We start from the raw sequence: 21981 nt of genomic DNA, 5'->3' as shown, positions 1-21981 counted from the left end.
ATCTCGCTTGACGCCATGGGCGGCGATCACGGGCCCTCCGTCGTCGTTCCCGGCATCCGCAGCTATATCCGCACTCATGACGGCGAGGGGGTTCGCTTCTTGCTGCATGGCGACGAGGCCAAGATCGCTCCCGAACTGGCGCGTTGCGGCCTGACGGCGGACATGTGCGAAGTCCGCCACACCGACAAGGTCGTGGCCATGGACGAAAAGCCGGCCCAGGCCATGCGGCGCGGCAAGGGCTCCAGCCTGTGGAACGCCATCGAGGCGGTGAAGACGGGCCAGGCCGGCAGCGTCGTCTCGGCCGGCAACACCGGCGCTCTTATGGCGATCTCGAAACTGATTCTGCGGATGTCTGCGCCCGGGCTTGAGCGTCCGGCCATCGTCGCCAGCTGGCCCACCTTCAAGGGCCACACGGCGGTTCTGGACGTCGGCGCCAACATCGGCAGCGATGCGGAGCAGCTGATCGAGTTCGCCATCATGGGCGAGGCGTTCCAGTCAGCCGTGCGCGGTATCGCCCGCCCGACCATCGGCCTGTTGAACGTCGGTTCGGAAGACATGAAGGGCAACGAACAGGTCAAGGAGGCGCACGCAATCCTGCGCGATGGTCCGTTCGATTTGAACTACCACGGCTTCGTCGAGGGCGACGATATCGCCAAGGGCACGGTGGATGTGGTGGTGACCGACGGCTTCACAGGCAATATCGCGCTGAAGACTGCCGAAGGCACGGCGCGCTATATTTCCGCCCTGCTGAAAGAGGCCCTGACCTCGAACCTGCAATCTAAGCTGGGCGCCGTCATCGCCATGCCGGCGTTGAAGAAGATGCGCGAGAAGATCGACCCCAGCGCCATCAACGGCGGCCCCCTGTTGGGCCTGAACGGTATTGTGGTGAAGAGCCATGGCGGCGCCGACGCCAAGGGGTTCGGCAATGCGATCCGCATCGCTGTCGATCTGGCCCGCAGCGACTATATGAGCAAGGTGGGGGACAACCTGGGCAAGCTGGACGCGGTGTTCGACCATGCCGCCAAGCCCGCCGCAGCCGTGGGAGAACCCCTCCAGTGACCGTGACCCGCAGCGCCGTGACCGGCGTCGGCTCTTATCTGCCGGACGAAATCGTCACAAACGCCGACCTGGCCAAATTCATCGACACGTCCGACGAATGGATTCAGGAGCGCACCGGCATCAAACAGCGTCACAAGGCGCGCGATGACCAGCCGACCAGCGATCTGGCCGTCGAGGCCGCCAGGAAGGCGCTCGCCGACGCGGGCAAGGCGGCGTCCCATGTCGATCTGATTATCGTGGCCACCACCACGCCGGACATGACCTTCCCGGCGGTCGCATCGATCGTCCAGGCCAAGTTGGGCGCGGGCGTCGGCATCGCTTTTGACGTGCAAGCCGTCTGCTCCGGTTTCGTCTATGCGCTCAGCGTCGCTGACGGCTTCGTGGCGCGGGGCCTGTCGAAATGCGCCCTAGTGATCGGGGCCGAGGAAATGACGCGGCTGATGGACTGGACCGACCGGACCACCTGCGTCCTGTTCGGCGACGGGGCCGGCGCCGTGGTGCTGGAACCGCGCGAAGGGCAGGGGACATCGGACGACCAGGGTATGCTGGGCTTCGCCTTGCGGGCTGACGGATCCAAGACCGATCTGCTCTACGTCGATGGCGGCCCGGCGACGACGGGGACCGTCGGTCATCTGCGCATGGCCGGAAATCAAGTCTTCCGCCATGCGGTCGTAAATATCGCAGAAGGCATTACCGCCGCCTGCGCCGCCGCCAACATCCAGATCGCGGATGTCGACTGGTTCGTGCCGCACCAGGCCAACCAGAGAATCATCAAGGGCGTCGGCGACCGATTGGGTTTGGACGAGAACAAGGTGATCTCCACCGTCGCCACCCACGCCAACACCTCCGCCGCCTCGATCCCGCTGGCTCTGGATGCTGCGATCCAGGACGGGCGAATCAAGAAGGGGGATCTGGTGCTGCTTGAAGCCATGGGCGGCGGCCTGACATGGGGCGCCTGCGCGCTTCGGCTCTAATCGACATCGAGGCATTGATTTTTCGGGGGCTTTGCGCCCCTATGGATGCGAGCGGATCGCATGACAGCGGGGATACGATGGCAGGCCAACAGACCGTGACGCGCGCCGACCTGTGCGAAGCCGTGCATGAAGAGGTCGGCCTGTCGCGTCAGGAATGCTCCAGCATGGTCGAGCGCACCCTGGAACTGATCGTCGAATCGCTCGAGCGCGGCGAGACGGTGAAACTGTCCGGCTTCGGCGTCTTCCAAGTGCGTGAGAAGCGCGCACGGATGGGCCGCAATCCCAAGACGGGCGAACCGGCGGCGATCAATCCGCGCCGGGTCATCAGCTTCCGCGCTTCGCAAATCATGAAAAGCCGGGTTCACGACGCCGTCGTCGAGGCCTGATCGCGGTGGCCAAGAGCGCCGACGCCTTCCGAACCATTTCCGAAGCGGCCGAAGAGGTCGGCGCGCCCCAGCATGTCCTGCGGTTCTGGGAGACGAAGTTCGATTTCGTCACACCTGTGAAGCGGGCCGGCGGTCGGCGCTTCTATCGGCCTCAGGACATCGCGGTGCTGAAGGCGGTCAAACGCCTGCTGCACAATGACGGGCTGACGATTCGCGGCGTGCAGCGTCTGCACAAGGAACAGGGGCTGAAAAAGCTTATCGGTGCGGAGGCCGCTGCACTGATCGACGACGGCGATGTCACGTTCGCTACGGCGTCTTCCGATGTCGCGCGGGCCGAAACCTCGAAATTGCATAAGGTTCTGGCCGATCTGGAACAGGCCAAGGCGCGTCTGGACGCCGTTCTTTCACGGTAGGTGGAAAAGTCGTTTTAGCGTTTGCGGACAGCGGTCCCCCCGTCTATAGGGAGCGCCTTCGGAGCGTGGCGCAGCCTGGTAGCGCACTTGACTGGGGGTCAAGGGGTCGCAGGTTCGAATCCTGTCGCTCCGACCATTCTTGGAAAAGAATGATGATGGTGGGGTCGTCCTTGCGGGCGGCCCCATCGCCGTATTTGGTGGCAGGTTTGGCGCTCAGCCCCGCTCGGTCCATCGCAGCAAAGGGATGAGCGGCAGGCCCCAGGCGGTGCCGCCGATGCCGAAGAACAGGAAGTCAATCCACTGCGACGGCGGCAGCATTCCGCGCAGGGCGATCAGGCCCCAGACCCAGAAAACGAGAAAGAGCAGCACGCCGATCGCGGCGACGAAGCGACGCAGACGCGGCGGCATCAGCGCTTGTTCCGAAACAGGAAGAAGGCCACGAGACAGATGCCCGATCCCACGAGCGCCCACGGCACCCAGACCCAGCTGTCCATCGTGCTGACCGCGAAGACCCGTACCGCCAGAAACCATCCGCAGGCCAGGCCGATCCCGGACACAAGGCTTGTGCCGCCGAAGCCGCGCCGGCCCGTCAGAAGGTCGGCGATCCAGGCCAGCAGCAGGCCGCCTGCGACGGCGGCGGCGATATCGGCGTATTGCAACCCTGATCTCCTGCGGCGACAGCGCCGTTAACTCAATCCGACTCGATCTTGTCGCTTGGGGCGGGCATACCGCACCGGTCGCGTCTGGTCTTCGTTCGACGCGACACCATATCCGGGTCAGTGTCAGGCGTCGAATGAACCGTTTCGGAAATCCAGATCGTAACCGCGCCGTCGCCGTGTGGCTGTTCGCCACGGCCGCCGTCGTCTTGCTGATGGTGGTGATTGGCGGCATCACGAGGCTGACGGGCTCTGGCCTGTCGATCACAGAATGGAAGCCCATCATGGGCGCCATTCCGCCTCTGAACGACGCGCAGTGGGCCGAGGCCTTCGAGAAGTACAAGCAGATCCCGCAGTACGCGCAGGTCAACGCCGGCATGAGCCTAGGCGAGTTTCAGGGCATCTTCTGGTGGGAATGGCTGCACCGGCTGATCGGGCGTCTGGTGGGTATGGTGTTCGCCCTGCCGCTGATCGTCTTCCTGCTGTGCCGTCTGGCGCCGGCCCGGTCGGTATTTCACCAGTGGGCGATGCCCAATCGCCTGATCTGGCGTTGTGTCCTGCTCCTGGCTCTAGGCGGCCTTCAGGGTCTGATCGGCTGGTGGATGGTGTCCAGCGGCCTGTCCGAGCGTGTCAGCGTGGCGCCGGAGCGTCTGGCGACGCACCTGGGCCTGGCGTTCGTGCTGTTCGCCGCCCTTATCTGGACGGGGCTGGAGGCCTGGAACGGCCAAGATCATGGCCGCCCGCCGTCGGGCTGGGCGAGGGGCGCCGGCCTGCTGCTGGGCGCGGTCTTCCTGCAATGTCTGCTGGGCGCCCTCGTGGCCGGCGGTCATGCGGGGCTGGTCTATACCGACTGGCCGCTGATGAACGGCGCCGTTTTGCCACCGGCCGACTGGAGCCTGGGCGCGGCCGCCTTCCTGCATGATCAGGCGCTCACGCAGTTCAATCACCGACTGGTCGCCTATGGTCTGCTGATCGCCGTCAGCATCTACGCCTTCCAGGCCTGGCGCTGGCGCGTGGCGGAGGGAATGGGGCTCGGCGCCTTCACGCTTGCGGGTGTAATCTGGTTCCAGGCTCTGCTGGGGATCGTGACCTTGGTGCACGCCGTTCCGGTGTGGCTGGGCGTGCTGCACCAGGCGGGCGCCGCCATCGTGCTGGCGACGGCCACCGTGAACCTCTGGCTGGTGCTGCGAGCTCAGCCGCGCATCTTCATGTCCGGACCGAGGACCATGGGCCTCTGATCGCTAGGGTCATGCCGGGGTACATGATGTTGACGAACAGCACCTCGCCATCCGGCGAGAAGCAGGCGCCGGCGAACTCGGAGTTACCGGTGAAGACGTTGCGGCCGATCGTATAGACCTTGCCCTCTGGCGTGACCCCTTTCAGGTGGTTGCGCACGTCCGAGGAATAGTTGTCCTCACACAGGATCAGATGTCCCCAAGGCGCGACGGTGATGTTGTCGGCCATATTCATCGTCTTTGGATCAGTGCTCTCGACGAACAGCTGAAGACGATCGGCGGCGCCGCCTAGCCCGGGCACCAGACGCAGCACTTGACCGCGGCGGATCGGCCCGCCCGAGGTTGCGGTGAAATACAGTTCGTCTTCGCCCCACCAGACGCCTTCGCCCCGCGCAACCCAGGCCGCGCCGGCCGCATGACCGCGCTTGGCCAAGTCGCCATTGGGAGATTCGACGTCGTCCAGATCGATCCATTCGATCTCCCTCCAATCGCTGACAGCCCAGGTGCGACCGTCCTGATTGCGGGTGTCCGCCGAGGGCGCGCCTTTCCAAGCCATCGCCTGAAGCCGGCCGCCCTCGATCAGCCTGCCGGGCGCATTGGGAATGAAGCGATAGAAGAGGCCGGCGTTGTCGTCTTCGGTCAGATAGACGACGCCCGTGCGGGGATCGACGCAGACGGCCTCGTGATCGAACCGGCCCATCGCCTTGAGCGGCACGGGATCGACCAGGCCGGTCGCGGTCGCGGGCACTTCGAAGACCCACCCGTGGCTCTTGGTCACATCGGCGTCGGCCGGCGTCTCCAGCGTTTCCTCACAGGTCAGCCAACTGCCCCACGGCGTCGGGCCGCCACAGCAGTTGGTCGAGGTGCCGGCCAGCGTCAGATGTCGGCTGACCATCCGGCGGGCCGCCAGATCATAGATGATGGTGGAACAGCCGCCGGGCAGGGGGCGGCCATTCTTGTAGGTGTCGTAGCCCCGGCTGGCGTCCAGCAGGTCAAGCCGTTCCTCACGAAGGCCGCCGGGGCCGAGGTTGCGATGCAGGCCGCTAGAGCCTTTCAGCTCGTGATTGACGACGAGGGCCACGCGAGATCCTTCCAGCGGGAAGCAGGCCATGCCGTCGGGCTGACCCGGAGCGAACAGGCCGTCGTCCATCGTGTCGCCGCTCTGGGCCACGACCTGATAGGAAAAGCCTTCGGGCAGATCGAGTAGGCGATTGGGATCGCGCAGCAGTGGGCCGTAGCCAGGGACGTCGTTGATGTAGGTCTCTTCACCCCCCGTCTGAGCGGCGGTGTGACGCGCCAGCCCCGAGAAGGCTGCGGCTGCGCCCGTGGCGATCAGACTGCGACGATGAAGGATCATGAAGGGCTCCAAAAGTGTCGCCGTTGCGATGCCAGCCAATAATCATGGTTTGATGACGTTTTGTGTTACGCCGTAACGCTACCCGTACTCCCTGCGTCGGGTATTTTATTACCGTATATAAAAAGCTGCGCTCAAACAATGCGTTGCGTCACATGTGGTGTTGTGGCGTCGCATTGACGCGACCAATCGTCTCCTGTATCAGCGCGCCTTCATTCGGTTCCCTCGGGGGCCGGACCCGATTTCGTCTCCAGGAACTCCCTCATGCTGAAGAGCACTACGGCTTCGTTGAAGCCGGCCGAGGTCGAAAAGAAGTGGATCCACATCGACGCCGAAGGCGTCGTGGTGGGCCGCCTCGCGACCTTCATCGCCAACCGTCTGCGCGGCAAGCACCGCGGCGACTACACCCCGCACGTCGACTGCGGCGATTATGTCGTCGTCACCAACGTCGATAAGGTGGTGTTCACCGGCAAGAAGAACACCGACAAGATCTACTATCGCCACACCGGTCACCCGGGCGGCGTCAAGTCGACCACGCCTGAGAAGGTTCTGGGCGGCCGCTTCCCCGAGCGCGTGCTTGAAAAGGCCGTCGAGCGCATGTTGCCCAAGGAAAGCCCTTTGGCCCGCAAGCAGATGACGCACCTGCGCCTGTTCTCTGGCAACCAGCACGACCACGAAGCCCAGCAACCGGAAACGATCGACTTCAAGTCGGCGTCGCCCAAGAACACCCGGAGCGTCTGAGCATGACCGACGTGACCAACACCGAAACCGCCACCGGCTTCGACGCTCTGAAGGGCCTGAGCTCTTCGGTCGAGAACGACGCGCCCGTCTATGTCCAGAAGCTGGATGCCCAGGGCCGCGCCTATTCGACCGGCAAGCGCAAGAACGCCATCGCTCGCGTCTGGGTGAAGCCCGGCACCGGCAAGATCACCATCAACGGCAAGGACCAGGAGCAGTATTTCGCTCGTCCCGTGCTGCGCATGATGATCGCTCAGCCGCTGACCGTCTCGGACCGCGCCACGCAATATGACGTGATCTGCACCGTTGAAGGTTCGGGCCTGTCGGGCCAGGCCGGCGCCATCCGCCACGGCCTGTCGCACGCCCTGACGCACTTCGAACCGGAACTGCGCAAGGTCCTGAAGCCGCACGGCTTCCTGACCCGCGACAGCCGCGTCGTCGAGCGCAAGAAGTACGGCCGCGCCAAGGCTCGCCGCAGCTTCCAGTTCTCGAAGCGCTAATCGCGTTCACGCGGTTTGGATTTGGGGCGCTTCGGGGAGACCCGGAGCGCCCTTTTTCTTGCGCCTTTGCTCCTTAAGCGGAGAAGGGACGGGAGAGACAAATGACCCACACCATCTTCATCGACGGCGAGGCCGGCACCACGGGGCTGGAAATCCGCGAGCGGCTGGAAGCGCGCCCGGATCTGAACCTGCTGTTGCTGGGCGAGCGTCGTCGGGATGCGGATGCACGGCGCGAGGCCCTGAACGGCGCCGACGCCGTGATCCTGTGTCTGCCCGACGATGCGGCGCGGGAAGCCGTGTCAATGATCGAGAACCCGTCGGTCAAGGTGATCGACGCCTCGACCGCCTATCGGGTCGCGCCGGGCTGGGCCTATGGCTTTCCCGAAATGGATGCCGGGCAGCGTGCGCTGATCGCCCGCTCTCAGTTCGTGTCGAACCCCGGCTGCTATCCTACGGGCTTCATCGGCCTGATGCGGCCGCTGGTGAAGGCGGGTCTGGTTCCAGCCAACTATCCTGTCACGGTCAATGCGGTGTCGGGCTATTCCGGCGGCGGCAAGGCCATGATCGCCGAGTTTGAGGCGGCCCCAAAAGACAGCGGGGGCGCTACGACCGCCTATCGCGCCTATGGTCTGACGCTGAGGCACAAGCATGTGCCCGAAATGACCAAACACACAGGTCTCAGCCGAGACGTGCTGTTTACGCCGGCGGTCGGAAACTACCGCCAGGGCATGCTGGTCGAGGTTCCGCTGCATCTGGCGGCCCTGCCGGAAACCCCCTCTGTCGAACGGCTCCACGGCGCCCTGGTTGAGGCCTATGACGGCCCGCGGTTCGTCGAGGTCGCCGACCTGGAGGAGACCGAAGCGATGACCGGCATCGAGCCCGAAGGCCTGAACGGCACCAATCGCCTACGTCTGCATGTCTTCGGCGATCGCAACGGCGAGCAGGCTCGGCTGGTCGCTTTGCTCGACAATCTGGGCAAGGGCGCGTCGGGCGCGGCGGTGCAGAACCTGAACATCATGCTGGGCCTGGATGAGGCGACCGGTCTGATCTAAGGCTGAAACCATTCGGCGGCGTGCGTCGTATCAGGGACATGACCCAGTCCCTGATCGTGCATCGCCGGGGCCTTTTGATGGGCGCCGGCGCGCTCGCCCTGTCCGCCTGTTCGCCTGAGACGTCCGAAGCCGGGGAGGGGCAATACGCGGCCTCGCCCTATCGTCGGGTGTCCGATGCGGATTGGCGACGACGCTTGGGCGACGCCTCCTGGCGCGTCATGCGACACGAGGGGACGGAGCGCCCCTATTCCAGCCCGTTGAACGATCAGCACGCACGCGGGACCTTCGTCTGCAAGGGCTGCGATCTGCCGCTGTTCCGATCGCAGTGGAAGTTCGATTCCCACACCGGCTGGCCCAGTTTCTATGACGTGATCGCCGCCAATATCGGCAGGAAGCGTGACCTGGCCATCGGCATTCCACGCATCGAATATCATTGCGCCCGCTGCCTTGGACATCAGGGGCATGTGTTCGAAGACGGTCCGCGTCCGACGGGGCTGCGCTACTGCAACAACGGCGTGGCGCTGAAGTTCGTCTCGGCCTAGGCGTGACGCGCGCGCACGGCCGAATCGACGGTCAGGCCGAAGATGACCGAGGCGATGATCACCAGCAGACCATAGTCGTGACCGGCGAAGAAAACGGGCGCGCAGGCCATGGCGATGACGATCAATGGAAACAGTCCGGCCCAGACCGCCGTGCCCGGCGCGCTGACGTGGATCAGCGGCTGAGCGACCGGTCGTTTCATCGCGCGCGCCATCCGGTCGTTGAGCAGGACAAAGGCGGCCGCGCAGATGACGGCCGAGATCACATATTTGACCGTGTTGCCAGGTTCGCCAAACAAGCTGGCCGTCATGATCAGCAGGATCAAGGCGACGCCTGTGCTGACGGCGAGCAGGGCGTTGGGTTCGAGACGGTTCAAGACTTCACTTTCACATAGCTGCCCGGTGCCGGCTCGATGGGCTTGAGCGGACCTTTGGCGGGGTCGCGGGCGGGGATTTGAGCGCCGGATCGCGCGCCGAGCCAGGCCGCCCAATGTTCCCACCAACTGCCGGGATGTTCGACCGCGTCAGCCTGCCATTCGGCCAAGGTCGCGGGCAGGGCAGGGTTGGTCCAGTGCTGGTACTTCTTTGCGGCGGGGGCGTTGATGACGCCGGCGATGTGGCCTGACCCAGCCAGGGTGAAGGTCACGTCCTTGCCGCCGAACAGTTTGGCGGACCGATAGACCGAGTTCATCGGCGCGATGTGATCCTCTCGGCTGGCCTGGAAATAGAGCGGGATCTTGACCTTCGACAGGTCCGCCGTCTGGCCGCCGATCTCGAACTGCCCTGTGGCCAGGGCGTTGGCCCCGTACATCTGACGCAGATAGTCCAAATGCAGGGTCTTGGGCATCCGCGTCTGGTCGGCGTTCCAGAACAGCAGGTCGAAGGCGGGCGGATCCTTGCCCAGCAGATAATTGCTGATGAAGAAGGACCAGATCAGGTCGTTGGACCGCAGGGCGTTGAACGTTTCGGCCATAGCTGCGCCCGGCAAGACGCCGCCCGCCGCATCCATCTGACGCTCTATCTCCGCAATCCAGTGTTCGTCGGTGAATAGCAGCAGGTCGCCGGCCTCGGCGAAGTCGTGCTGGGCGGCGAAGAAGGTGGCGGCGGCAATGCGCTTGTCGCCCTTGGCCGCCATATGCGCCAGACCAGCGCCGAGCAGGGTGCCGCCGATGCAATAGCCCACGGCGTTCAGTTGCTTGGTTCCCGCCTGTTCCAGCGTCTTCTCGACCGCGCGATAGATGCCCTTTTCCAGATAGTCGTCGAAGCCGAAGCCGGCCTTGTCCTTGTCTGGATTGACCCAGGAACAGACGAAGACCGTGAAGCCTTGAGCCGACAGCCAGCGGATCAGCGAGTTCGCCGGCTGCAGGTCCATGATGTAGAATTTGTTGATCCACGGCGGGAAGATAAGCAGCGGGATTTCGTGCTGGGTTTCAGTCGTCGGCGCGTATTGGATCAATTCGAACAGCTCATCGCGCCACACGACATGGCCCGGTGCGGTGGCGACGTTTTCACCGACGACGAACTTGCCGTAATCGGCCTGGCTGATGCGCAGCGATCCGCCGCCACGCTCAAGGTCGGCGGCGAAATTCTGCATACCTTTCACCAGCGATTCACCGCTGGTCTCCGCCAAGGCCTTCAGCGCGACGGGGTTGGAGGCCAGGAAGTTGGACGGCGAGAAGGCGTCGGTCAGCAGGCGGGTGAAGAATTGGGCGCGACGTTTCAGCGTCGGATCGACGTCCTCGACCCCGGCGATCAGACCGTTCATCCAGTCCGACGTCAGCAGATAGGATCGCCGCATCATATCGAACATCGGATTTTCGGACCATGCCGGGTCCTTGAACCGCTTGTCGGCCGGAGCGGGATCGGGCGCCTCGCCGGCCGCCTGACGCGCCGTTGATGACCAGAGCTGCATATAGCGGCTAAACAGGTCGGCCTGAGCCTGAATCATCTTGTCGGGCTGGGCGGCCAAACTGGTCATGACTGACGTCATGGCTGGCGCGACGTTGAAGGGATCGGCGGAAAGGGCGGCCGGCCGATCGGCTTGGGTCAGCGCCGCCTCGGCGATCGCGCTCTGGGCCATCATGGCCGCTTTGGCCAAGTTCATCGACAGGGTTTCGATCAACTCGGCCTGGTTGGGCGTCGCTGCGGTCGGTTCTGGGGTCGGCTCTGCGTGGGTTTCAGAGGCGGCTTCCCGCCTTTCGGCAGGTTTCGATTTGGGCTGGCGAGGCGGGCGGGGCTTGGCGGACGTCGGACGTCCGGCCTTGCGTACGGGGCGGTCCGAGGCGTCTGTCGGCGTCGTTGGAGCTTTGGCCATGATCGTCCTTCGCGCATCCTGCGCCAGAGGGTGGTTCATCCACCCTTCCGCGCCCCGCGATGATGGCATAAGACCATCAAGGAAATGAACGCGTCGCACTCGAAAAAGATGATCCTGATCGCCGCAGCCGCGATCGCGACGCCATTGAGCGGCTGTGTCGGCGCATCCGCCTCCAAGACGGAGGCTGTCTCGCCGCTGGCGCCACGTATCCAGGAGTTGGTCGACGCCAATGGGCGCTATCCACGCTGGGAGGACTTTCCGGCAGCGCCGACCGATTTGCCGCCGGTCACTCAGGTTGCTTCGAATGTGCAGCGTCTCCAAGGCGACAGCGCGACGCTGACCAGCGAGATCGCACGCATCGACTGGACGCTCGGCGACGCCGAGGCGCTCGCCGCCGAAATACGCGCGGCCGTGAACGCTGTTCCCGTGTCGCCTGACGCTGTCCGAACCCAGGCGGATATCGAGGCCTTCGCCCAAAGCCTGCGTGACAAGGCCAAGGCTCCTCCGCCGCTCGACCGCCGCCCGACGCGATGACCCGTCGCGCGGGAGGCAGAATCCCGCGATAATGCGCTGATGGCAGACGACAGCGGCGCAAAGACACTGAACGCATTCCTCGGCGTGTCTCGATCCCTGTCCGGGCGCGCCTGGCGTCAACGTCCGGCCGACGCCGCAACGACGCGCGCGCACATGCAAACCCTGAACCTGGAAGAACCGCTGGCCCGGGCCTTGGCCTCGCGGGGCGTTCGCGCCGATCAGGGCCAAGATTTCCTCACCCCGACCCTGCGCGCCCTGTTTCCCGACCCGTCCAGCTTCATGGATATGGACGCAGCGGCCGATGCGATCCTGAACGCGCTTCAGGCCAAGGCGAACATTCATGTGTTCGCCGACTACGACGTGGACGGCGCCTCCAGCGCAGCGCTGTTGGTGCGTTGGTTCCGGGCGATGGGGCACGCGCTGTCGATCTATGTTCCGGACCGGATGACCGAAGGTTACGGCCCCAGCGCCAAGGCCTTCGATACGCTGAAGGCGTCTGGCGCGGACCTGGTCATCACGGTGGATTGCGGGGCGGCGGCGAACGAAGCCCTGGCCCATGCGGCGGCCATCGCCCTTAACGTCGTCGTTATCGATCACCACCTGATGCGCAGCGAGCCGCCGACGGCGTTGGCGGTCGTCAACCCAAACCGGCCGGGCTGCAACTCGGGTCAGGGCAATTTGGCGGCGGCGGGAGTCGTGTTCGTACTTCTGGCGGCGCTGAACCGGGAGGGGCGGCGGCGAGGCCTGTTCGCCGAGACGCCCGAGCCGGACATTCGCCAGTGGCTGGATCTGGCGGCCCTTGGCGCCATCTGCGACGTGACCGGGCTGACCGGCTTCAATCGCGCCCTGACCGGCCTTGGTCTGAAGGTCATGAGCGACTGGCGCAATCCGGGTCTGCGCGCGCTGTTGGCGGCGGCCGGCGCCGAACCGGGACCGGCCAAGAGCAATCATGCCGGTTTCATTCTGGGGCCGCGCATCAATGCCGGAGGACGCATCGGTCGCTCCGACCTCGGCGCGCGGTTGTTGTCGACAGATGATCCGGCCGAGGCCGAGGCCCTGGCGATCGAGCTCGATGCCCTGAACGTGTCACGGCGCGATGTCGAGCGAGCGGTCACCGACGCCGCCGTTCGTCGAGTCGAGGCGACCGGCGCCCATGCCGACGAGAGCGCCGTCGTCGTAGTCGCGGGCGAGGACTGGCATCCGGGAGTGGTCGGGATCGTCGCCGGCCGTTTGCGCGAGCGCTGGCGCAAGCCGGTGATCGTCATTGGCGTCGATCCCGTAACCGGTCTTGGTAAGGGCTCGGGCCGGTCACAGCCAGGCATGAACCTGGGACGCGCGATCCAGGCGGCCGGGGAGAGCGGGATCCTGCTCGCTGGCGGCGGTCATGCCATGGCGGCAGGCCTGGCGATGGACGGTGCGCGTGTGTCCGAGCTGACCGCCTTCCTGAACGAGAGACTCGCTACCGAAAGGGTCGAAGCTGTCGCACAGGACGTGCTGGAGATCGACGCCCTGATCGACCCCGCGGCGGCGACGCGCGATCTGTTCGAATCGTTCGAGCGTCTGGCCCCATTCGGCCCCGCCAACCCGGAGCCCAGCTTCGCCCTAAGCGGGGTTCAAGCCCGCGAACCCGTCGCCATGAATGGCGGTCATGTGCGGTGCCGGCTGGTCGGTCCAGATGGCGCGTCGGTCAAGGCCATCGCCTGGCGCTGCGCCGATCTGCCGACGGGCCAAGCCTTGCTGTCGGGGCAGGGCGGGCTGAGCGTCGTGGGCCGGTTGAAGGCTGACGACTGGAATGGGCGCAAGGGCGTGCAGTTCGAGATCGAGGATGTCGCCGATCCTCGAATGATCTGACGGCGGCTCCAAAAAAACTGAAAATCCACGCTTGCACCGCTCCGAGGGCGCGGCTATATCGCCGGCTCTCCCGCGCAGCGGTCCCTTCGTCTATCGGTTAGGACGTCAGGTTTTCAACCTGAAAAGAGGGGTTCGACTCCCCTAGGGACTGCCACGCGGGCAGGACTATGGTTGAGCCCTACGAGGCTCCCTAAAAACAGCCTAACCCGGATTGTGGACGAAACTTGCGGTAATTCGCCGGCGCCTACGACGCGCGTCTGCACTCCCCAAACGCAAGCTTCTGCATTGACGCGCATTTTCCGCTTTTCAAAATTTCGCGGAACGGTGTTAAATATAAAACGAGTCCGCTGGAGGCGCGGGCGGGGGTTTTTAAGTGTCTGACTTTAGAGAGACGGAAACGGCGCAGACCGTTCGCGTCACTGGGCGCGTGAAGTGGTTCGACGCCGTCAAAGGCTATGGGTTCATCGTCCCCGACGATCCGACCCTGACCGAAACGAGAGACGTCCTGCTGCATATCAGCAGCCTGCGGGATCTCGGCCGTGATGCGGCCGATGAAGGTGCGACCATCACCTGCGACTGCGTCAAACGCGCCAAGGGTTGGCAGACGATCGAGATCCATGACCTGGGCGAGGGCGAAGCGACGCCCGCCGTGCGTCGACCCGTGACTTCGCCGCCGCCGCGGCCGGTCGTCGAAAGTGACGAACAGCTGGAGACTGCCCTGGTCAAATGGTTCAATCGGACCAAGGGCTACGGATTCGTCGTGCGCGATCGCGAGCCGGGCGATATCTTCGTCCACATCGAAACCCTGCGTCGCTGCGGCTTGGATGATCTGATCCCTGGCGATGCGGTGCGGGTGCGATTCGCCAATGGGCCCAAAGGTCTGGTGGTGGCGGACATCAGAACGGGCGACTGATCGAGCGCCCAGGAGAGGCGTATGATCAAGGCGACGAGACGTTTTGCAATGGCGGGCCTGGTTATGCTCGCTCTCGCTGGATGCGCGGCCAAGGCGCCGGTCGGTCCCAATGGCGAGCCGCTTCAGAAGCTGGCCGTCGTGACCACGTCGGGCGAGCATCAGTTCTGGGTCGAAATCGCCGACGAAGAGCCCGAACGTCAACGGGGGCTGATGTTCCGTCCGCCGCTCGAGGCCGACCGCGGCATGCTGTTCCAGTGGCCGGGCGAAGCGCCGCGCGAGCAAAGCTTCTGGATGCGCAACACGCCCAGTTCGCTGGACATTTTGTATATCGATCCGCAGGGTCGGATCGTCTCCATCGCTTCGCACGCCACGCCCTTCTCCGAGGCGCCGATCCCTTCCAATGGCGCCGCCAACGGCGTCCTTGAACTGCGGGCAGGGCGGGCAGCCGAAATCAACGCCAAGCCCGGCGACAAAGTTTTACATCCTTATTTCAAGCCTTGATTGCGGATCGCGTCGCGAAGTGCCAATAGAGCGCTCCGTTCGGTCCGGGGTGTAGCGCAGCCTGGTAGCGCATCTGGTTTGGGACCAGAGGGTCGGAGGTTCGAATCCTCTCGCCCCGACCAACGGAAGGCCGCTGGATCATATGTCCAGCGCGCGTTATGGCAGGGTCACAGACCCCGCCGTCACTGAGGATTTCGCCATGTTGGCTCGCATCTACCGCCCGGCCAAAACTGCGATGCAGTCGGGCAAGGCCAAGAGCCGTGACTGGCGGCTGGAATTCGAACCGGCGTCGGCGCGCACCATCGATCCGCTGATGGGCTGGACCAGTTCCACCGACATGAACGGCCAGGTTCGGCTGAGCTTCGAATCGAAGGAAGAGGCGATCGAATACGCCGAGCGTCACGGCATCGCCTTCCGCTTGCACGAGCCGAACGATCCGCCGGTGATCATCAAGGCCTATGCCGACAATTTCGCCACCAACCGCAAGCAGTCCTGGACGCACTGACGCCTGACGTCTTGCCAGAGCGCCCATAGCTCAACCGGATAGAGCACCCGCCTTCTAAGCGGGATGTTGCAGGTTCGAGTCCTGCTGGGCGCGCCATCTCCGGCGCCTTCGAGGGGCTGATCCATGACCGACCATCAGACCTCGTCCGATCATGCCGTCCGTGTCGCCGCACTCTACCGGTTCGCGCCGGTGGCCGACCCCGAATCCGTACGCAAGACGCTTCAGGCTGTCTGTGATGCTGGGCAGGTGAGGGGGACGCTGCTCGTCGCGCCGGAGGGTCTGAACGGCACCATCGCAGGATCGGAAACAGCCATTGCAGCGGTGCTGTCCGCGATCCACGCCATGCCAGGCTTCGAGACGCTCGAACTCAAATACGCCTGGACAAACGCCCTGCCGTTTCACCGGATGAAGGTGCGCGTCAAACGCGAGATTGTCACCATGGGACAACCGGATCTGGACCCTGCGAACCAGGCGGGCGTCTACGTTGCGGCCACGGACTGGAACGCCTTGATCACCGATCCCGAGACCTTGGTGATCGATACGCGCAACGACTATGAGGGCGAGATCGGCGCGTTTGAACGGGCAGTCCAACCCAATACCCGCAGCTTTCGCGATTTTCCCGACTGGTTCCGGAGCGAAGGTCGCGCCCTGCTTGAGCAGACCGGCGCCAAGCGCGTGGCCATGTACTGCACCGGCGGCATTCGCTGTGAGAAATCGACCGCCTTCCTGAAAGCCGAAGGTGTGCAGAACGTCCACCATCTGGAAGGCGGCATTCTTCGCTATCTTGAGACGGTGGATGAGAATCACAGCCTATGGCGCGGTGAGTGTTTCGTCTTTGACGAACGCGTCTCGGTCGGGCACGGCCTGAGCCAAGGCCCCCACTCCTTGTGCCGGGGATGTCGTCTGCCAGTTGACGAGGCCGGTCGGGCTTCGCCGCACTATGTCGAAGGCGTGTGCTGCGAGCGCTGTCACGACGCCCGTGATGAAATCCAACGGCAGCGATATGCCGAGCGTCACAGGCAGATGGAGATGGCCCGCGAACGCGGCGAGACGCATCTGGGATCAGCTCAGAAAGACTAAAATCGCCTCATCGCCGGGGCGGGCGAGGGAAGAAGGCGCTGGTGCGGGCGGCATAGGCCTCGAACGCCTTGGGTCTTGATTGGCGCATATGCTCTTCCAGCAAGGGCACGCCGGACACCTGGGTCAAAAGCCAGTACATATAGGCTGGCCCCGTCAGCGCCAGCCAACCCCAAGGCCATTCGCCGCTCAGATTGATCGCGAACACAGGCCAGGCGCACCAACTCACCCATTCGAAGAAGTAGTTCGGGTGGCGTGACCAGGCCCACAGACCAACATCGCAGATTCCACCCTTGTTGGCCGAGTTGCGTTTGAAGGCCGCCAACTGGCGATCGGAAACGGCTTCTCCCACCAGGGCTCCGACAAAGATCAGCGTTGCTACGGCGTCCTGAAGCGTCAGGCCCGGCGCCGGGTTGCGCGCCGCCGCCATCACGCTGAGCGCCAGGAAGGCGGCGGCTCCGGCTTGCAGCATCAGGAAGCCGAACATCTTGGCCTGAAAACCGGCGCCCCAGTCCTCTCGCAGACGCGCGTAGCGAGCGTCCTCGCGCTCCTCTTGGGCGGCGCGAACGGCGATGTGGGACCCCAGTCGCAAGCCCCAAAGGCCAATCAGAAGCGCTGCAAGATACTGGCGCAATGAAGGAGCGGCGCCATCGATCGGGAACAGCGCGACGCCGACGCCGGCTGCACCCAGTCCAAGCGACCAGAAGGCGTCCGCCCAACCGCCCTGGCCGGTTCGTTTCTGAACCAGCCAGGCCGTAGACATGACGACAACGAGAAAGAGGGCAGCGACACCCCAAATGGTCGCAAGAGCAATCACAGGCGAACGAAGGGTTGGATCAGCTTGCCAACCCATCCATCCAGCTGAATCTGACCGTCAAGCGCGACGACGCACAGGCACGGCTCGTCCGACACGACACGGGGTTGGTGCAGCACCTCCGGATCCGCCTCTTCAAAGTCCCCCACATCGAACCGCTCGGTTTCGGTCGCATAGGCGCCGGAGATGACGCAGGTCAGCTCGACGCCGCCATGCGTATGTTTCGGCGTCTCTCGACCCGACTCGATCTTCAGAAGAATGACGCGACAATCACCATCCCGCGGTGCATGGACGTCGCGCACACGCATCCCGGGCCCGACCCAGCGCCATGGGCCCAGAGCATAGCGTCGCAGCGGCTCGGGCAGCTCGGGCATGTCGTTCAAAGGCGCGCTGTGATTGGCTTTGCCAGTATCCGTCTCGATCCGCGCCATCGCCAAGGCGAGCGCGTCATTCGACAGGGGGGAGGGGTGAGTCTCGTCCAGGAATTCGCCGCCTACGGACTGCAGGTCGCGCACCCAGGCGTCATTAGTCGGGCGCATCGCCAGATGCGCCGCCATCACCACAGCCTCGGGAGGGCTGAGCGTGCCGGCCGCATAGGCCAGCAAACGCTCTTCGGAAGGATTGCGCTGAGGTGTCATCGCGCAGCCTCCTCGGACGGCGCGAGTATCAAACGGAGCTTGGTCATGGCGTTACGAATACGGGATTTGACGGTGCCGAGCGGCAGGCCGAGATGTTTGGCGATCTCGGAATGAGAGTTGTCCATGAAGAAGGCCAAACGCAGGACCTCGACATGGTCGGCGCTGAGCCGCGCCAGGGCGTCGCGCACGCGGTCCGCGTCTTGCGACATCGACAGCAGTTCATCCGGCCGGCGGACGTCGTCCCCCGCCAGCTCGATCTCCGGCGTCGGCAAGGGACGCGCGTCACGGCGCAGCATATCCAGGCGACGATTGCGAGCGATGGTGAAAATCCACGTGGCGGCGCGCGCCTTGGACGAATCAAACAAGTCGGCCTTGCGCCACACGGTCAGCATGGCGTCCTGCGCAAAGTCCTCGGCCGCGCCGGGCGTCGCGCCCGACTTGATCAGCCAGGCCTTCAGCCGCGGAGCAAAGTAGGCGAAGAGTGCAGCGAAAGCGTCGCGATCACGCCTCAGAGCGATCTGTTCGATCAGACGATCGTGCAGCAACGGATCAGGCAAGCTGTCGAGCGCCTTCATGCGGTTTGACCGACATGGCGTTGATGCGAAGGATAACGGCTCGGCATGCATGAACACTAATACGCTCAGCGGAAATGTCTGGATCAATCGCGATCCGAACATGACGGCGACCCGTAATCCGTTCATGCCCCAGCGATTGCGCTGCGGCGTATCTTTCGGAGTTTTCATGCCTCTGTCGTCCGCGACGCCCTCTGCCGAACGTCAAAAGATCGCTGTGGTCGGATCTGGCGTCGCCGCCCTGTCTTCGGCTTGGCTTCTTTCCGATCGCCATGACGTGACGCTGTACGAAAAGGGCGACCGCCTGGGCGGGCATTCCAATACGGTGATGGCCAGCGTGCCTTCCGGGGATATCGCGGTCGACACTGGCTTCATCTGCTTTAACGACGCAACCTACCCCAATCTGATCGCCCTGTTCGAGCATTTGGGGATCGCGACACGGGCGACGGATATGTCGTTCGCTGTCTCGCTGGATGACGGACAGTTCGAATATGCCGCGCCGGGCTTGTTTGCTCAGCGTCGCAACGCCCTGCGTCCTCGCTTCTGGTCGATGCTAAGCGAAATCCTGCGCTTCTATCGCGACGCGCCCAAGGACTTGGCTGGGATGTCGGATTCCTCGCTGACGCTCGGCGATTATCTAAAGCGTGAAGGGTTCAGCGAGGCGTTCCGCGACGATCACCTGCTGCCCATGGCCGCCGCGATCTGGTCATCGCCGGCGCACACGCTGATGGACTATCCAGCCGAGTCCTTCATCCGTTTCTGCGGCAATCACGGCCTGCTGAAACTGGTAGGGCGGCCCCTCTGGCGGACCGTCGAGGGTGGCAGCCGCGTCTATGTCGAACATCTCGCTCGTGCCATCCAGGACATTCGGCTGGACCACGGCGTCACGGCGGTGCGGCGCAGCGACCAGGGCGTCTTCGTTCACGACAGCCAAGGCGGCGTCGAGTGCTACGACCAAGTCGTGATCGGTTCGCATGCCGATCAGGCTCTGGCGATGCTGGCCGAACCGACGGCGCGCGAGAAGGCGCTGCTCGGCGCTTTCCGGTACAGCCGAAATCTGACCGTCCTGCATACCGACGCCGGCCTGATGCCGCATCGCCGTCGCGCCTGGGCGAGCTGGAACTACATCGGAGCAGATGACGGCCTCTGCGTGACCTATTGGATGAACCGACTGCAAGGTCTGCCGGGCGACGATCTGTTCGTGACGCTCAATCCACCGCGTCCGCCGCGCGCCGACACGATTTTGCGTAGCGAACTCTACGAGCATCCCATCTTCGATCCCGCCGCCATACAGGCGCAGAAGCAGTTGTGGAGCCTGCAAGGGCAGGGGGGCGTCTGGTTCTGTGGGGCCCACTTCGGCGCGGGCTTCCACGAGGACGGCCTGCAATCGGGCCTTGCCGTCGCGGAGCAGCTTGGCGGCGTGCGGCGCCCTTGGTCGGTCGCCAACGAAAGCGGTCGCATTCATTTGACGACGCCTATGGGCGCGCAGCTGGAACGCGCCGCGTGACACTCAGCTCGGCCCTTTATCGCGGCCGGGTCCTGCACCGACGCCTTCGTCCCAAGATCCATAAGCTGAACTATCGCGTCTTCTGGCTTCTGCTCGACCTGTCGGAAATCGATGATGTGGACGCGCGCCTGCGCCTGTTTTCGCGCAATCGGTTCAATCTCTTGTCCTTCCACGACAAGGATTACGGAGACGGTTCTGGCGCGCTGCGTCCTCAGGTAGATGCGTGGATGGCTCAAGCCGGCATCGATCTGGAGGGCGGACCTGTCCGCCTGTTAACCATGCCGCGCGTCCTCGGATACGTCTTCAACCCAATCAGCATCTACTATTGCCATTGGCCCGACGGACGGTTGGCCGCCATGGTGTACGAGGTGACCAGCACCTTCGGCATCCGACACGCCTATGTCATTCCAATCCCGATCGAAGATCAGGCCGCAGGCGTCATTCGCCAGGGCGCGGCCAAGGCGCTTTATGTGTCGCCATTCATGGGCATGGAGATGGATTACCAGTTCCGTGGCCATACGCCTGGCGATCGCCTGGACATGACCATTGATGGGATAGATGCCGAGGGCGTGCTGATCACGGCCGCCATGGCGGCAAAGCGAGAACGGTTGGAAGATCGCAACATCGCCGCCGCGACGGCAGCGATCCCGCTGATGACATTCAAGGTAGTCGCGGCGATCCATTGGGAAGCTCTGAAGCTCTGGGTCAAGGGCGTTGGTCTAACACAGCAGCCCAAACCGGCAGGTATGCCGGTGACCATTCAACGCCAAGCTCAAGAGAGCCGATTGCGCCCCTGAACAATGCGCTCAACATGTCGCCTAAGATATATTATGCGAAGGCCGCACATATTCGTTTCTGTTGCAGACTGTAGCACGAAGCGCCGGCGCGGAGCTCCAAACCACGCAGCGACGGGGCTTCGTGCGGGCCACAGCACGATTTTTCTGGGCTTGATCTGGATAGTTCGAAGCTGAGATAGCAGTCATAGCTACGCTTGTAGGCAGCTGTCTGAGTTCGAGTATGCAAGATTGTTCCGCGGCTCTGCTCGGGCCGTACTGCGCCGATTCTTTTGGAGTACCGCGCTACAGCGCCACCATCTGGATCGACTTTCTCAACGGCCAGTTGGCGTCATCGACCCGAGCAAAGTACGCCGCAGCAGCGAATGCGCTCTACCACCAAGCCGAACGCATGACTCCGCCGATTGATTTGGACGCTGCTTTGATTTCTGCGGATCTTTCGTCCTTGGAAGCGGTGCTTTCGGCAAATTTGCTCTCACGTGCCGACGTTCAACCGTGGCGAAGCATCGCGACTACTTCTGGAGCTGCAACCTTGCTGGCCCAAACGCCTGAGCAGCCATAGCCCCATGATAAGTTTAATCGACTAGCCGAGCTGGCCCGTCAAAACACTCGTATCAGGTCCACTTCGACACCTATTTTCGACGTGGTTCGGAGGTTCCGTCGTTCGATGAAATTGACTTGGGTGCCCAAAGCATCAACCAGGTCGAGGTAGAGGCCGCCCTGATCGAAAGCGTCGAAGTCAGAACCGGGCGCGATGTCAAAAGCCACCCCCACTATAGAGCCTGGCGCTGCCTCATCGCGAGCAACCGATCCGAACAGGTAGATTTGCGACACTCCACGGCCCCTCAAGAATGTCTCGAGGCTACGCAGGCCCGCCAAGGCATCATCACGGCGCATCTGGTTCAACCTTAAGACACGGGCCGGTCACCGCTAGTGGGAGGCTAAGCAGTTCCCTCCAGACAGACAATCGCGAGATCCAGTCGGGACAGAAGCTCCGCCCTCGCCTAACCTTGATCCATGACCGATCCTTATCCGCCCGACGGCCCACCGCCGCT

At 63.8% G+C, this 21981-nt stretch carries 27 protein-coding genes and 4 tRNA genes; 22 read left to right on the top strand and 9 right to left on the bottom strand.

Annotation, left to right across the window (positions count from 1 at the left end; translation table 11 throughout):
• The first annotated feature begins 15 nt into the window (after positions 1–15).
• From plsX to HNP47_RS03145, 5 genes are all read left to right on the top strand, one after another.
• The gene (plsX, locus tag HNP47_RS03165) at positions 16–1059 is read left to right on the top strand and encodes a phosphate acyltransferase PlsX (RefSeq protein WP_409360146.1); all 1044 of its coding nucleotides are present in this window, start codon (positions 16–18) and stop codon (positions 1057–1059) included.
• Positions 1056–2033: a beta-ketoacyl-ACP synthase III gene (locus tag HNP47_RS03160; RefSeq protein ID WP_184278303.1), complete on the top strand. Its 978-nt coding sequence runs from the start codon at positions 1056–1058 to the stop codon at positions 2031–2033. The genes plsX and HNP47_RS03160 overlap by 4 nt, the downstream gene beginning before the upstream one ends.
• Before the next feature lie 77 nt (positions 2034–2110).
• Positions 2111–2419: an integration host factor subunit alpha gene (locus HNP47_RS03155; RefSeq protein WP_184278301.1), complete on the top strand. Its 309-nt coding sequence runs from the start codon at positions 2111–2113 to the stop codon at positions 2417–2419.
• 5 nt (positions 2420–2424) lie between these two features.
• Positions 2425–2832, top strand: coding sequence for a MerR family transcriptional regulator (locus HNP47_RS03150; RefSeq protein WP_184278299.1), 408 nt, complete (start codon positions 2425–2427; stop codon positions 2830–2832).
• Between the two features lie 59 nt (positions 2833–2891).
• Positions 2892–2968, top strand: a tRNA-Pro gene (locus tag HNP47_RS03145).
• A 77-nt stretch (positions 2969–3045) separates the two neighbouring features.
• Here the strand turns inward: HNP47_RS03145 and HNP47_RS03140 are convergent.
• The gene (locus HNP47_RS03140; protein WP_184278297.1) at positions 3046–3240 is read right to left on the bottom strand and encodes a DUF2842 domain-containing protein; all 195 of its coding nucleotides are present in this window, start codon (positions 3238–3240) and stop codon (positions 3046–3048) included.
• The gene (locus HNP47_RS03135) at positions 3240–3491 is read right to left on the bottom strand and encodes a hypothetical protein (protein WP_017503900.1); all 252 of its coding nucleotides are present in this window, start codon (positions 3489–3491) and stop codon (positions 3240–3242) included. The genes HNP47_RS03140 and HNP47_RS03135 overlap by 1 nt, the downstream gene beginning before the upstream one ends.
• Positions 3492–3625: 134 nt before the next feature.
• Between HNP47_RS03135 and HNP47_RS03130 the strand changes: the two genes are divergently transcribed.
• Complete coding sequence (locus HNP47_RS03130) at positions 3626–4726, top strand: COX15/CtaA family protein (RefSeq protein ID WP_184278295.1); 1101 nt, start codon at positions 3626–3628, stop codon at positions 4724–4726.
• Here the strand turns inward: HNP47_RS03130 and HNP47_RS03125 are convergent.
• Positions 4695–6080: an alkaline phosphatase PhoX gene (locus tag HNP47_RS03125; protein ID WP_184278293.1), complete on the bottom strand. Its 1386-nt coding sequence runs from the start codon at positions 6078–6080 to the stop codon at positions 4695–4697. The two genes, HNP47_RS03130 and HNP47_RS03125, sit on opposite strands and share 32 nt — an antisense overlap.
• A gap of 261 nt (positions 6081–6341) precedes the next feature.
• On the opposite strand from HNP47_RS03125, the gene rplM reads away from it, so the two are divergent.
• The 4 genes from rplM to msrB all read left to right on the top strand — a co-directional run bounded on the left by rplM (position 6342) and on the right by msrB (position 8909).
• The gene (gene rplM, locus HNP47_RS03120) at positions 6342–6818 is read left to right on the top strand and encodes a 50S ribosomal protein L13 (protein WP_055809236.1); all 477 of its coding nucleotides are present in this window, start codon (positions 6342–6344) and stop codon (positions 6816–6818) included.
• Between the two features lie 2 nt (positions 6819–6820).
• Positions 6821–7315 carry a 30S ribosomal protein S9 gene (rpsI, locus tag HNP47_RS03115; RefSeq protein ID WP_017503896.1) on the top strand — a complete coding sequence of 165 codons (495 nt, stop codon included), beginning with the start codon at positions 6821–6823 and terminating at the stop codon, positions 7313–7315.
• 101 nt (positions 7316–7416) lie between these two features.
• Complete coding sequence (gene argC, locus HNP47_RS03110) at positions 7417–8367, top strand: N-acetyl-gamma-glutamyl-phosphate reductase (RefSeq protein WP_184278291.1); 951 nt, start codon at positions 7417–7419, stop codon at positions 8365–8367.
• Between the two features lie 38 nt (positions 8368–8405).
• Entirely contained in the window at positions 8406–8909 is a 504-nt protein-coding gene (gene msrB, locus HNP47_RS03105) for a peptide-methionine (R)-S-oxide reductase MsrB (protein WP_184278290.1), read from the top strand.
• Here msrB and HNP47_RS03100 read toward each other — a convergent pair.
• Positions 8906–9283, bottom strand: coding sequence for a hypothetical protein (locus tag HNP47_RS03100; protein ID WP_184278288.1), 378 nt, complete (start codon positions 9281–9283; stop codon positions 8906–8908). The two genes, msrB and HNP47_RS03100, sit on opposite strands and share 4 nt — an antisense overlap.
• Positions 9280–11220, bottom strand: a complete 1941-nt coding sequence (gene phaC, locus HNP47_RS03095) for a class I poly(R)-hydroxyalkanoic acid synthase (protein ID WP_184278286.1) — start codon at positions 11218–11220, stop codon at positions 9280–9282. The genes HNP47_RS03100 and phaC overlap by 4 nt, the downstream gene beginning before the upstream one ends.
• Positions 11221–11328: 108 nt before the next feature.
• Between phaC and HNP47_RS03090 the strand changes: the two genes are divergently transcribed.
• From HNP47_RS03090 to HNP47_RS03050, 9 genes are all read left to right on the top strand, one after another.
• A complete protein-coding gene (locus HNP47_RS03090; protein ID WP_221414899.1) occupies positions 11329–11754 on the top strand; it encodes a hypothetical protein in 426 nt (141 codons plus the stop codon).
• A 39-nt stretch (positions 11755–11793) separates the two neighbouring features.
• Positions 11794–13605, top strand: a complete 1812-nt coding sequence (recJ, locus tag HNP47_RS03085) for a single-stranded-DNA-specific exonuclease RecJ (RefSeq protein WP_184278282.1) — start codon at positions 11794–11796, stop codon at positions 13603–13605.
• Positions 13606–13684: 79 nt separating this feature from the next.
• Positions 13685–13759: transfer RNA gene (locus HNP47_RS03080), tRNA-Glu, on the top strand.
• 219 nt (positions 13760–13978) lie between these two features.
• Positions 13979–14518: a cold-shock protein gene (locus HNP47_RS03075; protein WP_184278280.1), complete on the top strand. Its 540-nt coding sequence runs from the start codon at positions 13979–13981 to the stop codon at positions 14516–14518.
• 63 nt (positions 14519–14581) lie between these two features.
• Entirely contained in the window at positions 14582–15019 is a 438-nt protein-coding gene (locus HNP47_RS03070) for a DUF192 domain-containing protein (protein WP_260394572.1), read from the top strand.
• Between the two features lie 45 nt (positions 15020–15064).
• Positions 15065–15141 (top strand) — tRNA-Pro (locus HNP47_RS03065).
• Between the two features lie 77 nt (positions 15142–15218).
• On the top strand, positions 15219–15524 hold the full coding sequence (locus tag HNP47_RS03060; RefSeq protein ID WP_039245189.1) for an ETC complex I subunit: 306 nt from the start codon (positions 15219–15221) through the stop codon (positions 15522–15524).
• Positions 15525–15543: 19 nt separating this feature from the next.
• Positions 15544–15620 (top strand) — tRNA-Arg (locus HNP47_RS03055).
• 27 nt (positions 15621–15647) lie between these two features.
• Positions 15648–16604, top strand: coding sequence for a rhodanese-related sulfurtransferase (locus HNP47_RS03050; protein WP_184278278.1), 957 nt, complete (start codon positions 15648–15650; stop codon positions 16602–16604).
• A 7-nt stretch (positions 16605–16611) separates the two neighbouring features.
• Here HNP47_RS03050 and HNP47_RS03045 read toward each other — a convergent pair whose 3' ends face one another.
• From HNP47_RS03045 to HNP47_RS03035, 3 genes are read right to left on the bottom strand one after another with little or no spacing between them, the layout of a single operon-like run.
• Entirely contained in the window at positions 16612–17364 is a 753-nt protein-coding gene (locus HNP47_RS03045) for a DUF1295 domain-containing protein (protein WP_260394571.1), read from the bottom strand.
• Between the two features lie 50 nt (positions 17365–17414).
• Entirely contained in the window at positions 17415–18053 is a 639-nt protein-coding gene (locus HNP47_RS03040) for a ChrR family anti-sigma-E factor (RefSeq protein WP_184278276.1), read from the bottom strand.
• Positions 18050–18628 carry a sigma-70 family RNA polymerase sigma factor gene (locus tag HNP47_RS03035; protein WP_039245158.1) on the bottom strand — a complete coding sequence of 193 codons (579 nt, stop codon included), beginning with the start codon at positions 18626–18628 and terminating at the stop codon, positions 18050–18052. Before HNP47_RS03035 ends, HNP47_RS03040 begins: the two co-directional genes overlap by 4 nt.
• 166 nt (positions 18629–18794) lie before the next feature.
• Here HNP47_RS03035 and HNP47_RS03030 point away from each other — a divergent pair, with 166 nt between their 5' ends.
• The 3 genes from HNP47_RS03030 (at position 18795) to HNP47_RS03020 (ending at position 21488) form a co-directional block, all read left to right on the top strand.
• Positions 18795–20132, top strand: a complete 1338-nt coding sequence (locus HNP47_RS03030; RefSeq protein ID WP_184278274.1) for an NAD(P)/FAD-dependent oxidoreductase — start codon at positions 18795–18797, stop codon at positions 20130–20132.
• Positions 20129–20929: a DUF1365 family protein gene (locus HNP47_RS03025; protein WP_184278272.1), complete on the top strand. Its 801-nt coding sequence runs from the start codon at positions 20129–20131 to the stop codon at positions 20927–20929. Before HNP47_RS03030 ends, HNP47_RS03025 begins: the two co-directional genes overlap by 4 nt.
• A 220-nt stretch (positions 20930–21149) precedes the next feature.
• On the top strand, positions 21150–21488 hold the full coding sequence (locus tag HNP47_RS03020) for a hypothetical protein (RefSeq protein ID WP_184278270.1): 339 nt from the start codon (positions 21150–21152) through the stop codon (positions 21486–21488).
• A gap of 38 nt (positions 21489–21526) precedes the next feature.
• Here the strand turns inward: HNP47_RS03020 and HNP47_RS03015 are convergent, their stop codons facing one another.
• Entirely contained in the window at positions 21527–21823 is a 297-nt protein-coding gene (locus HNP47_RS03015; protein ID WP_184278268.1) for a nucleotidyltransferase family protein, read from the bottom strand.
• Positions 21824–21981: the final 158 nt, after the last annotated feature.

Source organism: Brevundimonas vesicularis (assembly GCF_014204545.1).
Taxonomy (GTDB): Bacteria; Pseudomonadota; Alphaproteobacteria; order Caulobacterales; family Caulobacteraceae; genus Brevundimonas; species Brevundimonas vesicularis_B.
Note: the sequence above shows the minus strand (reverse complement) of the source record. Positions and strands in the feature narration are given on the sequence as shown.

Bases quoted from the DNA above. Each gene is read 5' to 3' on its own strand.
- plsX (WP_409360146.1), top strand. From the start codon at position 16: ATGGGCGGCGATCACGGGCCCTCCGTCGTCGTTCCCGGCATCCGCAGC.
- HNP47_RS03155 (WP_184278301.1), top strand. From the start codon at position 2,111: ATGGCAGGCCAACAGACCGTGACGCGCGCCGACCTGTGCGAAGCCGTG.
- HNP47_RS03140 (WP_184278297.1), bottom strand. From the start codon at position 3,240: ATGCCGCCGCGTCTGCGTCGCTTCGTCGCCGCGATCGGCGTGCTGCTC.
- HNP47_RS03130 (WP_184278295.1), top strand. From the start codon at position 3,626: ATGAACCGTTTCGGAAATCCAGATCGTAACCGCGCCGTCGCCGTGTGG.
- HNP47_RS03125 (WP_184278293.1), bottom strand. From the start codon at position 6,080: ATGATCCTTCATCGTCGCAGTCTGATCGCCACGGGCGCAGCCGCAGCC.
- rplM (WP_055809236.1), top strand. From the start codon at position 6,342: ATGCTGAAGAGCACTACGGCTTCGTTGAAGCCGGCCGAGGTCGAAAAG.
- rpsI (WP_017503896.1), top strand. From the start codon at position 6,821: ATGACCGACGTGACCAACACCGAAACCGCCACCGGCTTCGACGCTCTG.
- argC (WP_184278291.1), top strand. From the start codon at position 7,417: ATGACCCACACCATCTTCATCGACGGCGAGGCCGGCACCACGGGGCTG.
- msrB (WP_184278290.1), top strand. From the start codon at position 8,406: ATGACCCAGTCCCTGATCGTGCATCGCCGGGGCCTTTTGATGGGCGCC.
- phaC (WP_184278286.1), bottom strand. From the start codon at position 11,220: ATGGCCAAAGCTCCAACGACGCCGACAGACGCCTCGGACCGCCCCGTA.
- HNP47_RS03090 (WP_221414899.1), top strand. From the start codon at position 11,329: ATGATCCTGATCGCCGCAGCCGCGATCGCGACGCCATTGAGCGGCTGT.
- recJ (WP_184278282.1), top strand. From the start codon at position 11,794: ATGGCAGACGACAGCGGCGCAAAGACACTGAACGCATTCCTCGGCGTG.
- HNP47_RS03070 (WP_260394572.1), top strand. From the start codon at position 14,582: ATGCTCGCTCTCGCTGGATGCGCGGCCAAGGCGCCGGTCGGTCCCAAT.
- HNP47_RS03060 (WP_039245189.1), top strand. From the start codon at position 15,219: ATGTTGGCTCGCATCTACCGCCCGGCCAAAACTGCGATGCAGTCGGGC.
- HNP47_RS03050 (WP_184278278.1), top strand. From the start codon at position 15,648: ATGACCGACCATCAGACCTCGTCCGATCATGCCGTCCGTGTCGCCGCA.
- HNP47_RS03045 (WP_260394571.1), bottom strand. From the start codon at position 17,364: ATGTCTACGGCCTGGCTGGTTCAGAAACGAACCGGCCAGGGCGGTTGG.
- HNP47_RS03040 (WP_184278276.1), bottom strand. From the start codon at position 18,053: ATGACACCTCAGCGCAATCCTTCCGAAGAGCGTTTGCTGGCCTATGCG.
- HNP47_RS03035 (WP_039245158.1), bottom strand. From the start codon at position 18,628: ATGAAGGCGCTCGACAGCTTGCCTGATCCGTTGCTGCACGATCGTCTG.
- HNP47_RS03030 (WP_184278274.1), top strand. From the start codon at position 18,795: ATGCCTCTGTCGTCCGCGACGCCCTCTGCCGAACGTCAAAAGATCGCT.
- HNP47_RS03020 (WP_184278270.1), top strand. From the start codon at position 21,150: ATGCAAGATTGTTCCGCGGCTCTGCTCGGGCCGTACTGCGCCGATTCT.
- HNP47_RS03015 (WP_184278268.1), bottom strand. From the start codon at position 21,823: ATGCGCCGTGATGATGCCTTGGCGGGCCTGCGTAGCCTCGAGACATTC.